This is a genomic window from Flavobacteriales bacterium, from assembly GCA_025210805.1.
In the GTDB taxonomy this organism is placed as follows: Bacteria; Bacteroidota; Bacteroidia; order Flavobacteriales; family CAJXXR01; genus JAOAQX01.
Genome location: JAOAQX010000007.1, coordinates 191889 through 206466 on the forward strand (window position 1 = coordinate 191889; position 14578 = coordinate 206466).

At 33.1% G+C, this 14578-nt stretch carries 11 protein-coding genes; 4 read left to right on the plus strand and 7 right to left on the minus strand.

From position 1 onward, the window contains the following. Positions 1 to 262: 262 nt before the first annotated feature. Both N4A45_04760 and N4A45_04765 read right to left on the minus strand, forming a co-directional pair. Positions 263 to 2554, minus strand: a complete 2292-nt coding sequence (locus tag N4A45_04760) for a M1 family metallopeptidase (GenBank protein ID MCT4664530.1) — start codon at positions 2552 to 2554, stop codon at positions 263 to 265. 8 nt (positions 2555 to 2562) lie between these two features. Then, positions 2563 to 3072: a hypothetical protein gene (locus N4A45_04765; GenBank protein MCT4664531.1), complete on the minus strand. Its 510-nt coding sequence runs from the start codon at positions 3070 to 3072 to the stop codon at positions 2563 to 2565. Between the two features lie 564 nt (positions 3073 to 3636). Here N4A45_04765 and N4A45_04770 point away from each other — a divergent pair. Both N4A45_04770 and N4A45_04775 read left to right on the plus strand, forming a co-directional pair. Then, positions 3637 to 4476, plus strand: a complete 840-nt coding sequence (locus tag N4A45_04770) for a GLPGLI family protein (protein MCT4664532.1) — start codon at positions 3637 to 3639, stop codon at positions 4474 to 4476. Between the two features lie 33 nt (positions 4477 to 4509). Further along, the gene (locus N4A45_04775) at positions 4510 to 7209 is read left to right on the plus strand and encodes a TonB-dependent receptor (GenBank protein ID MCT4664533.1); all 2700 of its coding nucleotides are present in this window, start codon (positions 4510 to 4512) and stop codon (positions 7207 to 7209) included. Between the two features lie 88 nt (positions 7210 to 7297). Here the strand turns inward: N4A45_04775 and N4A45_04780 are convergent, their stop codons facing one another. After that, positions 7298 to 8281, minus strand: coding sequence for an aspartate-semialdehyde dehydrogenase (locus tag N4A45_04780; protein ID MCT4664534.1), 984 nt, complete (start codon positions 8279 to 8281; stop codon positions 7298 to 7300). Positions 8282 to 8433: 152 nt separating this feature from the next. On the opposite strand from N4A45_04780, the gene N4A45_04785 reads away from it, so the two are divergent. Continuing rightward, a complete protein-coding gene (locus N4A45_04785) occupies positions 8434 to 8691 on the plus strand; it encodes a hypothetical protein (protein MCT4664535.1) in 258 nt (85 codons plus the stop codon). A 67-nt stretch (positions 8692 to 8758) separates the two neighbouring features. Here the strand turns inward: N4A45_04785 and N4A45_04790 are convergent, their stop codons facing one another. Next, a complete protein-coding gene (locus tag N4A45_04790; protein MCT4664536.1) occupies positions 8759 to 9526 on the minus strand; it encodes an ADP-ribosylglycohydrolase family protein in 768 nt (255 codons plus the stop codon). Between the two features lie 160 nt (positions 9527 to 9686). Here N4A45_04790 and rpiB point away from each other — a divergent pair, with 160 nt between their 5' ends. Further along, a complete protein-coding gene (rpiB, locus tag N4A45_04795; protein MCT4664537.1) occupies positions 9687 to 10139 on the plus strand; it encodes a ribose 5-phosphate isomerase B in 453 nt (150 codons plus the stop codon). Between the two features lie 119 nt (positions 10140 to 10258). Here the strand turns inward: rpiB and mnmG are convergent, their stop codons facing one another. The 3 genes from mnmG to N4A45_04810 all read right to left on the minus strand — a co-directional run bounded on the left by mnmG (position 10259) and on the right by N4A45_04810 (position 14575). Continuing rightward, complete coding sequence (gene mnmG / locus N4A45_04800; GenBank protein ID MCT4664538.1) at positions 10259 to 12130, minus strand: tRNA uridine-5-carboxymethylaminomethyl(34) synthesis enzyme MnmG; 1872 nt, start codon at positions 12128 to 12130, stop codon at positions 10259 to 10261. A gap of 8 nt (positions 12131 to 12138) precedes the next feature. Continuing rightward, on the minus strand, positions 12139 to 12570 hold the full coding sequence (gene ybeY / locus N4A45_04805; protein ID MCT4664539.1) for an rRNA maturation RNase YbeY: 432 nt from the start codon (positions 12568 to 12570) through the stop codon (positions 12139 to 12141). A 664-nt stretch (positions 12571 to 13234) separates the two neighbouring features. Then, positions 13235 to 14575: a thioredoxin-like domain-containing protein gene (locus N4A45_04810; protein ID MCT4664540.1), complete on the minus strand. Its 1341-nt coding sequence runs from the start codon at positions 14573 to 14575 to the stop codon at positions 13235 to 13237. Positions 14576 to 14578 lie beyond the last annotated feature (3 nt).

Genomic DNA, 14578 nt, shown 5'->3' on the forward strand with positions numbered 1-14578 from the left:
TATACTTTTCTTTAAAAATCCCTTATCCATATTCAATACCTATTATTTGTTAATCCCTCACTTACTTCATTTCACTCATAATAAGTTTTATAATGCAACATTTTACCAGTAAAGCAACACCATAGATGATATAAACTCATAGTAATCAAAATATAACCACTTTGATAATGATACTAAATTAACGATTTTTCCAAAAACAAAAAAACCACCAATGAGAGTCTAGTTTCCTAATTAGTGGTTTTTTTAAAAGTTTATTCATGCATTATTGAGCATCACGCATAGGATTATAGCTTTTTCTTTTCTTCTTGAAAATTTCGAATCTTGAAGCCTCCTTTTTACTTGGCCAGTGGTTGTTATTTCTATCTACATCGGCTGTTTCTAAGAAAGGATCTAGCTCTATTTGAGTAACTTTTTTGGTAAACCAAAAGGTTTTTGTTCCTTTTACGTTGTCCTTTACCCAAAACTCTGCGGGAACATATTTGGTTTCTTTGCTTCCGTCTTCAAAAGTAAATTCCAAAATTATGGGCATGACCAAACCTCCAATATTTTCAAAGTCCATTGCATAGTAATAGAACTCATTTTCTAGCATCGTTTTTTGATACGCTTCTAAGTGGTTCATATTCGTCTCATGAGCTTCTAAATCGCTTTTAGATGGTTTATCCGCATCATAATCATTATAGAAGTCTCTAAGTTCTGGATAGCGTTCTAAACGTGTTTTTTCGGTTCTTTTTTTGTTTCTAGAATAGGTAATTTCTTTGTTTCTTAATGTTTCCTTGTCTTCCTTTATGTGTTGATAAGCCTCTTTAGGTGATTCCTTCTTTACTGAGGTCTCTCTTACATCATTTAGTGCAATATCCACATGTTCATTGGTAAAAAACCATCCTCTCCAGAACCAGTCTAAATCCACTCCCGAAGCATCTTCCATGGTTCTGAAAAAATCGGCAGGTGAAGGGTGTTTAAACATCCAACGCTGTGCATAGGTCTTAAAAGCATGATCAAACAGTTCTCTTCCCATAATCGTTTCTCTAAGGATATTGAGTGCAGTGGCAGGTTTTCCATAAGCATTATTCCCAAACTGTAGTAATGACTCAGAATTGGTCATAATAGGCATAATATTACTTTTTTCTCCTTTCATATAGCCCACAATTTTGTGTGCAGGTCCACGACGTGAAGGATAATCTAAATCCCAATCTTGTTCTGTAAGAAACTGTAAAAAAGTGTTTAAACCTTCATCCATCCAAGTCCATTGTCTTTCATCGGAGTTGATAATCATTGGGAAATAATTATGACCTACTTCATGGATAATTACGGAGATCATTCCGTATTTTGTTCTCGCCGAATACGTTCCATCGGCTTCGGGTCTTCCTCCATTAAAACAGATCATTGGGTATTCCATCCCGATACTTTTTGTGTGAACAGAAATGGCTACAGGATAAGGGTAGTCAAAGGTATGACGTGAGTAGGTTTCCAAGGTTTGGGCTACAGCATGAGTAGAGTATTTTTCCCAAAGCGGATTTCCCTCTTTTGGGTAAAAAGACATGGCTAATACATCTTTTGTTTGCTGTTTTACTGCCATGGCATCCCAAATAAATTTTCTGGACGAAGCAAATGCAAAATCTCTTACATTTTTCGCTTTAAAATGCCATGTTTTATTTCTTGTTGCTTTTTCCTTTTCGTTTTCTATTGCTTCTTCTTCGGTTACAATAAAAACAGGCTTGTCATAGGTTTTCTTGGCTTTATTAAAACGGTTGAGTTGCTTTTTTGTAAGTACAGATTTTGCGTTTTGCAACACACCCGTAGCCGATACAATATGATCAGAAGGAACCTTTATTTTTACATCATAATTTCCAAAAGGAAGTGCAAATTCACCATTACCTAAAAATTGTTTGTTTTGCCATCCTTCAATATCAGAATACACACACATTCTTGGAAAAAACTGTGCAATGGTATAAAGGTAATTATCTTCTTTTTTGAAGTATTCCAAACCAGACCGACCACCTAGTTTATCTCTGTCATTTATATTATAGTTCCACTTTATTTTGAACTTATATTTTTGTCCTGGCTTCAATGGTTTTACTAAGTCTATACGCATCATCGTTTTGTTGATGGTATAATCCAATTTTTTACCCGATGCACTAGTAACTTGCTCTATTTTAAAACCTCCATCAAACTCCGTATGCATCCTTTTAAGGTAATAAGAATGTGTTTTGGAACTAAAATTCATTCGAGCAGCCATTTTACTATCCGAATCTTTTTTACGGATATTTTGATCTAGCTGTAGCCAAAGATATTCTAGATTGTCAGGTGAATTATTGACATATTCTATGGTTTCGTCTCCTTTTATAGATTGGTTTTCGTCATCCAGTTCAATACTCATCCAGTAGTGAGCATTGTTTTGGTAATACTGGTGTCCTGGTGCTCCACTTGCCGCTCTATACACATTGGGTGTTGCAAGTTCTTGTTTAAGCTGTTTAAACTTATTATTGTTATAAAACTGGTTTTGACCAAATGCAATACTTACTGCAAAAAGAGATAAAAAGAAAAGATTCTTCATAAGTGAGCTTATTTAAGTTCGAAAGTATGATGGGTATTGATCCCATTAAAATAAAAGGTATTGTTTTTACTTTGAGGAGATTTTTTGAAATGAACAATATTTCTTTGATCACTATAATGAGCTATTAAAATAGTATTTACTACTTCTATTGCTTCAGCTTTTTTGACTCCTTTGAATTCAAAATAAATAAAAGAATTTCCATCTAAATGTTCTTCTTTCCCAACAAAAATAGGAGAGAGTTTCACTCCGTTTTGAAAAACTTTTAAATGAGATCCAAAATAATCTGACAGACATATATCTGCTTGACCTACAAAACGACTTTGTTGAATACTTTTCTCACAAGTGGTTCCCATTTTCTTAAATGCCACCTCTAAATCGTGAGTATGAACTTTTATACTCATCTCCAATGTCCCTTTTTGTTCATTATAATCTATTTCTGTAATAGAAAAATAATAATCATGAGCAAAAGAAAATTGCGCTAATAGCAACCATGCTAAAGCTAAATACCACCTTTTCATATTGTAAGTTTTCCCCAAATATAACAAAGCTAGAGGAAAAGCTTAAAAACATCTTGTTAATATTCATAAAATCCCTATTACAAATTGTAATAAAAAGACTTGTCGAGTGTTTTTGGAATTTGGTCTATGAAAAACGAGTCTAAATATATTGTATTGTAAATGATTCAAATAAAGAATGAAATTAGCAATATGCACCAAGGTTGATAATCACAAATTTCGAAATTATATCATTTTATGGTGTTAATTTACTCACAGTTATAAGCCCTCCCGAAAAGTCGGGACAAGCTATTTGAAGGGAAGGGGGATGTTACACAAAGTAAACACCTATAAAAAGAAACTAAAGAAATGCTATTTCGATTATGAAACAAGATGCAACATCCCCCTTACCCCCTTCAAAGGGGGATTTGAATTCCAGAGTTGTTCTTACTTTTCAGGAGGAGGATTAAGAGATGTTCTACAACGAAAAACTCCGAAAAAGGAACAAAATATATGGGCAAATTAACAACGTAAACGGTATTATATCGTGTTTTCAACCCTTGGTAACATAATTAAAAAAACAAAGCCATGAAAACACTTTTATTACCCCTCTGTTTGATTTTTGGATGGACACTATCTAGCAATGCTCAAAGTACACTTGAAGGTACTGCTTATTACACCGTTAAATCAAAAGTTATTATCGATTTTTCAAATATGAAGGCTCCACCTGAAAGACAAAAACGCATAAAAGGGATGCTCAATGAAGCGTCTATGAAACAATATGTTTTACAATTTGATTCAAAAGGAAGATCACTTTATACAAAACCCAATAATGAAAGTGCTGAAAGTGCCTCATCTAGCCATAGAGCAAAAAGAATGGCAATGATGAGCACTTTACTCAACCAAGGAAGTTCTCAATACTTTGTAGATACGAAAGCTCAACAAACAATTGATAAACGCGAGATGTATGGTAAAACATTTTCTATACAGAATGCACTAGGCAATTTTGAATGGGAGATTACGGGTGAAACAAAAAAAATAGGAAAATATACTTGTGTCAAAGCATTGGCAAAAACGAAAGAATATCCTCCATTTGAGCCAAAATTTGGCAAAAAACGGTCAGAAAAACAAAAAATTGAGCAAATAGAGAGTGAAATCATTGCTTGGTTTACCTTAGATATTCCTGTTCCTTATGGACCTGACAAATTCAATGGACTACCAGGTTTAATATTGGAATTAAAAACGAACAGTCTTACTTTTCTTTGTTCTAAAGTTCAATTAAATAGTCAAGAAGCCAAAGAAATAGAAAAACCCAAAGGAGGCAAAAAGATCAGTAAATCAGAATACGATGCACTTTTTGTAAAGAAAACAAAAGAGATTGAACAACAGATGAAAAATAGACGCAGATCACACCAAAGAAGAAAATAATTTAGAGGAAGATTTACACTAAAATACAACGATATGAAATATCAATTCGTCTATATAGTAATGTTTCTATTTTTTGCCAATTCTTACGCTCAAAACCACATTACATTTACAGGGCATGTATTGGATGAAAATGGAAAACCGCTTCCTTCAGCTAATTTAATGAGCTTTAAAAAAGGGGAAAGCAAAATGGAAAGTTTTGGAATTACTGATCTAAATGGCCGTTTTAAACTACGCCTAAACGCTCATGAAACTTATCTTGTCAAAACGAGTTTTATCGGTTATATATCAGATAGTTTAATAATAAACACTACTACACAGCCCATTCAAAAAGATCTTATTCTGAAAGAACAAAATGCCACTCTGGGTGAGGTGGAACTTGTGGAAAATATTCCCATAATGGTAAAAGGAGATTCCATAGTTTATCATGCTGATGACTTCACAAACGGAACAGAAAAAAAACTAGGAGATATTTTGGAAAACTTACCAGGAGTAGAAGTAAATGAGGATGGAGAAGTGGAAGTAGAAGGAAAAACAGTACAAACGGTGCTTGTTGAGGGAAAAAAATTCTTTGACGGTGATTCTAAAATTGCCGTAGAAAATATTCCTTCAGATGCGGTTTCTAAAATAGAGGTTCTCAAGAATTTTTCTGATATTAAACAACTCCAAAATGTAAGAAATAACCAAGATAATATCGCATTAAACATCAAACTAAAAGAAGGTAAAAAGAACTTTTGGTTTGGAGATATTTCGGCAGGAATAGGTTACGAAAATAGGTATATTGTGAACCCAAAATTATTCTATTATAGCCCGAAATTGAGCGTAAACGTACTCACAAACTTTAATAATAATGGAGATATTCCATTCACCAGACGAGATTTTTTTAGATTCACAGGAGGAATACAAGGTCGTAATCAGGGAACTTCATTAGCACTAAGCTCAGATAATTTGGGTTTTTCGAGTATGAAAAACAACAGAGCCGAAGAAATAGGAACGCAGTTTGGTGCGCTAAATTTGGATTATGAGTTCAATGAAAAATTGCGTTTAAACACTTTCTTTGTTTATAGTGGAAATCAAACAGATATGAGAGAAGCTAAAACCAGTCTTTTTCTTAAAGATCAAGAGCTTGAACGCTCTAATAGAATCACTCATCAAGAAAATACATTAGCACTAGGAAAAGTAAGTTTAGTGTATAAAAAAGATGAAAACCTACAGATAAATTATACCCTTTTTGGAAAAATTTCAGATGAACAAGAAACGGTTGATATTCATTCGCAATCCTCTAAAATAGAAAATAATATCCAGGAATATAGGAATGCCGATCCCGCATCTGTCAACCAATCTTTAAATATCTACAAAACACTCGATAACCAAGATATTATCAGTATAGATATTAAACATCTTTGGTCTAAAGAAAATCCCTTTTATGAAGCAGAATTTAACAATTTAGAAAGCAATGCATCTCTACCGTTTTCAACGCTGTTTCCTTATCAAAATTTTGATATTAATATGCCTATTGGTATCGGGCAAAATAAAAAAATAAACACAAATAAACTAGATGGTTTAATAGATTATTATTGGGTGTTTAATAAAAAACAAAATATCAGTTTCACTTTAGGTAACACTTATAGTAATCAAAACTTTAACTCAGGTATTTTTCAATTCCAAGAACAAACAAAAATTGGTTTTTCGGATGATAAATTTAATAATGATATACTGTTTTCATTCAATGATTTGTTTGCAGGAGTTAATTATCGACACTTGATAGGGAAGTGGTTAATCAATCCTAGCTTCACCTACCATCAATATCATATTAAAGATGAACAAAAAGGACAATTAAACTCCAAAAATAAAGGTTTTTTATCTCCAAAACTCATGTTAGAATATCGCTTCAAAGAAAATGAAAATATTAGATTCAACTACAACCGTACGGCACATTTTGCAGATGTTTACTCCTATATAAATTCCTATGTTTTAAATAACTACAGAAGTATTTATCAAGGAAATAACGGGATTCAAAATGGTATTTATGATACTTATAGCTTGGCATATAGCAGTTTTAGTTTTTACAATGGAACATCAGTTAATGCACAATTGAGTTATAACAGAAATCAAGATGCTATTAAAAATAACTTTGTGTATGAGGGAATCAATGCCATTTCTTCAATAATAAACTCTTCGGTAGAGGACGAGTCTTGGACACTTAGAGGTAAAGTGGATCAATCTATTGGGAAAATAAAGCTAAACTTTAATACCAGAATTGGATTAAAAAACAACTTTAATACTTTGGAAAACAAAATAGTAGAATCAAATTCTTTTACACAACTTTATAAAGCAAGCCTAAGAACCAATTTTGATAAAGGACCTAATTTTGAAATTGGATATCAGCATAATTATGATCAATTTGACAACCATAGAAATACACAAAACTACACCACAAACAGACCTTTTTTGGAAGTGGAATGGAGAATAAAAGATTCTTGGACATTTCAAGCAGACTACAGCTTTTATAGATATGCACAAGAAGGTGAGGCATTGAATACTTATGATTTCCTTAATAGTAGAATTTCTTATGAAAAGAATGAGGATAGCCAATGGGAGTGGTCTTTGGGGATGACCAATTTATTGAATACTCAACAAATAAATGCGAACTCTTTTTCTGATCAAATAAGCTCTACAACGAACTATTATGTTCAACCAAGAATGCTCATTTTTAAGGTGAATTATGCCTTATAATTTACTTGAAGGTTCAATAAGGTATTAAGGAAAAAAAGAGCTAAATTCAATCACTATGAATTTAGCTCTTTTGTTATACTAGAGATTCCTAAAAGAATTTTAAACAATATTCGGCAATTTGAACGGCATTGGTTGCAGCACCTTTTCTAAGGTTATCTGCCACAATCCACATGTTTAAAGTATTGTCATCAGATTCATCTCTTCTTAATCTTCCCACAAAAACTTCGTCTTTTTCCTTTGCATAAAGCGGCATAGGGTAGGTTAATGTATCAATATTGTCTTTTAGAACTATTCCTTCTTGCTCATGAAGCATTTTGCGTACATCTGAAAGCTCATAATCCTTTTTGAATCTTGCATTAACACTTTCGCTGTGTCCTCCCGTTACGGGTACTCTTACGGCTGTAGAAGAAACTCTAATAGAGGAATCACCTAATATTTTTTGTGTTTCATGAACCAGTTTCATTTCTTCTTTTGTGTAACCATTCTCTAGGAAAACATCACAGTGAGGAATACAGTTTTGATCAATAGGGTATGGGTAAACTTTTGCTGAGTCTTCTCCTTGCCTTTCATGATTCATTTGATCTAAAGCCGCTTTTCCTGTTCCACTAACCGATTGATAAGTGGAAACAACAATTCTGTCTAGTCCATAGTTTTTATGAAGTGGAAAAAGAGCCAAAACCATTTGAATGGTACTACAATTTGGATTGGCTATTATTTTAGTTTCTTCAGAAATTGTTTCAGGGTTTATTTCTGGAACTACCAAAGGAATCTTTTTGTGCATTCTCCATGCCGAAGAATTATCAATTACAAATGTTCCTTTCTCAGCAAACAATGGAGCATATTTTATTGAAGTCTCAGAACCCGCAGAAAAAAGTGCGATATCCATTTCGAGTTTTAATGCTTCATCCGCTGTTATTATGTTAAATTCTCTATTCTGAAAATTAATTTTCTTACCCACAGAAGATGAAGAAGCAATAGGAATAAGCTCTTTTACAGGAAAATTACGTTCTTCTAACAATTTTATGATTTTGGAACCCACTAAACCTGTGGCTCCTACAACTGCAATACGCATATCTTTACATTTTTAATACAAGTGACAATCTTTAGACAAAATTGCCCAAAAATTGATAGATTTTCTCTCAAAAAGCACATTTTTTAATGAAATGTTCAATTTTAAACCAATTTTCACATTTAATGTCATTTATGGTATTGAATTGCATCTCTATGTCAATTCGAGTGGTTTTTGATGGAATGCAATGGAGTCAAAAATTGCATCACTCTTGTCAGTTCGAGTGGTTTTTGATGGAATACAGTGGAATCAAAATTGCATCACTCTTGTCAGTTCGAGTGGTTTTTGATGGAATGCAATGGAGTCAAAAATTGTATCGAGAACAACATACGATCGTCAAAAAAGTTCTCGATACAATTTCTTTTCCGTTTCTCTTCAAAGAAATCACTCGAACTGACAGAGAAGTAAAATAGTATCACTCTTGTCAGTTCGAGTGGTTTTTGATGGAATACAGTGGAGTCAAAAATTTTATCACTCTTGTCAGTTCGAGTTCAACAAACACCATATAACACTCTCCAAAGTGTTAAGAACATATCCTCCAGATTGTATTTCGTTTTCAACAATAGACATTAGATTACCTGATAATATTCTATCAAACAAAATTAACTCGTTACTATTAAATTCTTGAATTTCTGCATAATTCTTCACATTGTCAATGGCTATTTTATAAGCTTTTTCAGTATCAAATTTTAATAATTCTAAACCAAATTCTACAAACAAAAAACATGAAAAAATTGATCTAAAATGAGCGTGTGTTATCGAGGATACTTTTTTAATCATAGAATATCTTTTATTGATATCATTTTCATTTTTTAAGAAAAATATCATTGGAAGAATTCTCATCAATGATCCATTACCGTTATTTTCTTCAAAAAAAGCCCCGCTAAATAAAGGATTTTCGCCCTTCATTACTCTCTCTATACTTTCTTTTGTGGTATTTCCAATATCAAAAACCTTATTATGGGCTCCCCAAAATCCATCGCGATACCACTTAACAAAATTCTGAGCCATATCATCTAAACAAAAACTTTTACATAAACTTTCTGCTGTACAAAACATCATAGAAGAATCATCAGAAAACGTACCTGGTGGTTGATTCCAAGTCCCATATCCTCTATAATTAGTAACCGGATTTTTGATAAGAGACTTTCTTGTCGAAAATTCTACAGGTACACCCAAAGCATCACCTATCGCATGTCCTAAAAAGGAAGCCATAATATCAGATTTTGACAAAATTTGATTGTTCATTATTCGAAATTTTAAGTTTCTATATTAAACAAATATTTTTGTTTTCACTTTAAATATTTCATTTGCTTTATATTTTCAATAAGCATCATGGATATTCATTTTATTAAACGCTTCTATTTATTTCAATTCAGATAATAGTTTACTTTTGTAAAAAAAAGTCATGAAAATTATCATTGGATCAGATCACGCTGGTGTGAGTTATAAAAAAGCGATTGTTGCTTTATTAGAATCAAAAGGAATTAACGTTCAAGATATCGGACCTTTTACAGAAAATAGTGTTCACTATCCTGAATATGCGCATGCCGTAGCTTTTGAGTTATTACATACGGATGAAGAATCACTTGGGATTGTTCTTTGTGGAAGTGGAAATGGAATTAATATGACTGTAAATAAGCATCAAGCTGTTCGTTCTGCACTTTGTTGGAATGCAGAAATAGCGAGTTTGGCTCGCCAACATAATGATGCTAATATTCTTTCTTTACCTGCTCGTTTTGTTTCAGAAAAAGAAGCTTTGGAAATCGTTGAAGCATTTTTAGCTGCAGAATTTGAAGGAGGAAGACATGCTACTCGTGTAGATATGATTCCTATCCAAGATATAGAAATTGATGAATAATAATCATCTGCTTTACGATAAAATAAGCCTGTGAAATTGAGTTTTCACAGGCTTATTTTTTACAATTATTTAAAATTTTCTGGCTAAAAAACATGAATTGTTCCACGTGGAACTTTTATTTATCTTCCCATATAGACTAAAAGCACACTTACATCTGAGGGAGAAACTCCAGAAATTCTTGATGCCTGACCGATAGTTCCTGGTTTAATTTCTTTGAGTTTATTCTTTCCCTCAGAACTTAAAGAAGGGATTTCTTCAAAGTTTACCCAAGCGGGTATTTTTGTTTGTTCTAGCTTCTCTAGTTTCTTGGCATTATCTTCTTCTCTCTTTATATATCCACTATATTTTGTAAGAATTTCTACTTGCTCAATGGCTTCTTCATCTCTTCCGTTTTGCTCATAATATTCCTTGATTGTTGGCAAAACTTCTAGGTCTTTGAAGCTTACATTGGGTCTAGAAAGTACGTTCTTTATTTTGTTTTTTTGTTTCAAAATTTGCGAACCGATTCTTTCTAAAATAGGATTTACAAGAACTGGATCTGCTGATTCTTTCTGAATAAATGCATCTAATTGATCTGCATATTCAAGTTTTTCCTTCAATCTAACAAGACGATTTTCATCAGCTAAACCTAAATGATAACCTTTTTCGGTAAGTCTAATATCTGCATTATCTTGTCTTAATAATAAGCGATATTCTGCCCTTGAGGTAAACATTCTATAAGGTTCATTTGTTCCTTTGTTTACCAAATCATCTATCAGAACGCCGATATAAGCTTCATTTCTCAATAAAACAAATTCCTCTTCCTTTCTTATTTTTCTTACGGCATTTATAGCAGCTATCAATCCTTGACATCCTGCCTCTTCATAGCCTGTAGTTCCATTAATTTGCCCTGCGAAATAAAGTCCGTTTACTTTTTTTGTTTCAAGTGTTCTTCTCAATTGTGTTGGCGGAAAATAATCATATTCTATCGCATAACCTGGTTTAAACATTTTCACATTTTCAAAACCTGGAATCAATTTCAGTGCTTGATATTGTATTTCTTCTGGCAAGGAAGTAGAAAATCCATTAACATAGATTTCACAGGTTTCCGCTCCTTCGGGTTCTACAAATATTTGATGTCTATTTCGCTCAGAAAAACGAGTGATTTTATCTTCAATAGATGGGCAGTATCTTGGTCCAAGTCCTTTTATTCTGCCCTGAAACATGGGTGATTCACTAAATCCTTGTTCCAAAATTTTATGTACTTCAGGATTGGTATAAGTGATATAACAACTTCTTTGCTTTTCCAATACTTTGGTTTGCGTATAAGAAAATTTTAAGGGATTTTCATCTCCTGGTTGTTCTTCCATTTTAGAATAATCCAGACTTCTTCCGTCCACTCTTGGTGGGGTTCCTGTCTTCATTCTACCCGATTCGAAACCGAGTTCTTGTAAAGCTTCTGTAAGTCCTTTTGCAGCATGTTCGCCAGAACGTCCTCCACCAAATTGTTTATTTCCTATATGGATTTTTCCATTCAGAAAAGTACCGTTTGTTAGTATAACTGTTTCTGCAAAAATGGTCATTCCTAACTGTGTTTTCACACCTTTTATTATTCCATCTTCCACAATAAGATCAGTAACCATATCTTGCCAGAAATCCAACATTTCTTGTTTTTCAAGCTCTATTCTCCATCGATCTGCAAAACGCATTCGGTCTGATTGAGCTCGTGGACTCCACATAGCAGGTCCCTTGGATCTATTGAGTATTTTAAACTGGATCATGGTTTCGTCAGTGATAATTCCTGACATTCCTCCAAGAGCGTCTATTTCTCTAACTATTTGACCTTTTGCAACACCTCCCATGGCAGGATTACAAGACATCTGCCCGATAGTTTGCATATTCATGGTAATCAAAAGTGTTTGCTCACCCATCTTTGCGGCAGCATGAGCTGCTTCACAACCCGCATGTCCACCTCCTACAACGATTACCTTATATGGTTTTTCTCCAAACATAATTTCACCTATTGTTCCACGTGGAACATTTTTTTATAAAGGGTTATATAAAAATCTTCTTTTGTACGCATGAGTTTTTCATCTTCGTCAGATTTATCTTTGTAACCACAAAGATGCAGTACTCCATGACAAAGTACTCGAAGTAATTCATCTCCGAAATTGACTTGATAATATTCTGCGTTATCCTTTATGCGTTCTATGCTGATAAATAAATCACCACTAATTACCGAATCTTCCACATAATCAAATGTGATAATATCCGTGTAATAGTCATGATTCAAATATTCTCTATTTATTTTAAGAAGATACTCATCATCACAAAGAATATAAGAGATATCACCTTCTGTTAGAGATTCTTCTTCAATGAGTTTAGAAATCCATAATTGGATATTTTCTTCTTGCTCTAATTGAAAGTCCGTTTCGTAGTTAAATATCAGCACTTTATAATAATTTTGACCTGCAAAGGTACTAAATTATAAGATGTTAATTGGAATTTACTTAACGTTATAACTCTCGTTATAATTAAAAACAGAGTTTTATATTGCCAATAGTTTCTATTATTAAAACTCTCCTACTGGATATTCTCTCCAAAACAAAACCCTCCCGAAAAGTTAGGACAAGCTCTGTAATTCAAATCCCTCCCGAATAGTCGGGACAAGCTATTTGAAGGGGGTAAGGGGGATGTTGCATCTTGTTTCATTATCGAATAGCATTTTTTAGTTTCTTTTTATAGGTGGTATTTACTTTGTGTAACATCCCCCTTCCCCCCTTCAAAGGGGGATTATGATATTCAGTAAATTAACACCACGAAAGCTATAACTTATATTATAATCAAAAACAGAGTTTTATATAGCCAATAGTTTCTTTCTATAGGTGTTTACTTTGTGTAACATCCCCCTTACCCCCTTCAAAGGGGGATTATGATATTCAGCAAATTAACACCATAAAGGCTATAACTTATATTATAATCAAAAACAGAGTTTTATGAAGCCAATAGTTTCTATTATTAAAGCTCTCCTAATGGACATTTTCTCCAAAACAAAACCCTCCCGAAAAGTCTGTAAACGTTTCAAAGAGGGTTAAAAACTAATTGATATAGATTCACTATAAACCGCCAATTTCAGCAATCTTGGCAAATACTTTCTTTGCCTCACCTATATGTCTTGGTGCAGCTACGAGTTGTCTTTTATTATTGACAATAAAAAATGAAGGGGTTTTTATTACTCTAAAATCATCTGCAATTGGTGAATCCCATTTTTTAAGATCTGAAACATTCACCCAATCTTTTTTCTGCTTCTTCAAAGCATCTTGCCAAGCGGCCTTATAATTATCCATAGAGAATGCTACAAATTCTACTTTGTGCTTTTTTAAAACGTCATACAGTCTTTCTATTTCTGGCATTTGTTCTTCACAGTGCTTACACCAGCTAGACCAAAAGAAAAGCATGGTATAATTATTTTTTGATACAATATCTGAGAATCTGATATTCTTTCCTTTGTCATCAGGAGCTTTAAAATCAAAAGTTACCGCTCCTACCGAGAGTTTCTTGAAAGATTCTCCTTTCTTTTTTAGCAAGTCACTCACCTTAAAATCTCCTCCACAGTCTTCTCCATAAATATATTCGTCCATTATATATTTCGAAATATCTTTAAATCCGCTATTATGAAATCCTTCGAGCATTTGATAAGCAGCAAACTCATAAACCTCCTGTGTTACTTTTGCTCTTCCCATAAACTCATCTACACAGTCCATCATTTTATACTTCTGTCCTTGCCCGTATCTCACGATGAATTGAGACAATCTTTTTGATAAAACTGGAGTGTTTAGCAAGCGTGTATCTTTAAAATCATAATCATCCCAAAATTTACTCATCTCCTTTTTATTATCGGGGTCGAGTGCCAAAATCATGGCGGTGAAAAATGTTTTTGGTCCCTTATCTACCAATTCAGAAACTTTCTTGAAATGTTGCATTTCGGTTTTCTGAATACTTTCCATATAGGCTTTTCTCTTTTCTTGACTAAGATTAGGAATCGACAAATTTTTCTTGATGCCTTGAAGAACGATATTTTTTCTTCTAAGTGAATTTTGATACGTTGTATATAGTGAATTCTCTAACTCAGAAACACTCGATTCTCTAAGTGAATTAGAATTAAAAAAGAACATTATTTCCTTTTGGTTATTTAATATTATGTCAAATCCTTGTTTGGTTTTTGGATCTTTTATTTTATACAACCCAACAGGGCGTTTTTCATTTTTAAAGATAAATTGCCGTCCATTCGTAATATTTACTTCAGAAACTTTTTTTGTTTTGTTTCCTTCGTAAATGTGAAGTTCAATTTTATCACCTCCTGGGTAATTGGCTTGAAATTTTCCTTCTATTTTTTGTGCCTTGAGCGAATTTGTAAAAAATCCTAAACTAAGGACCACCAGCAAAAACTTTTTCATATC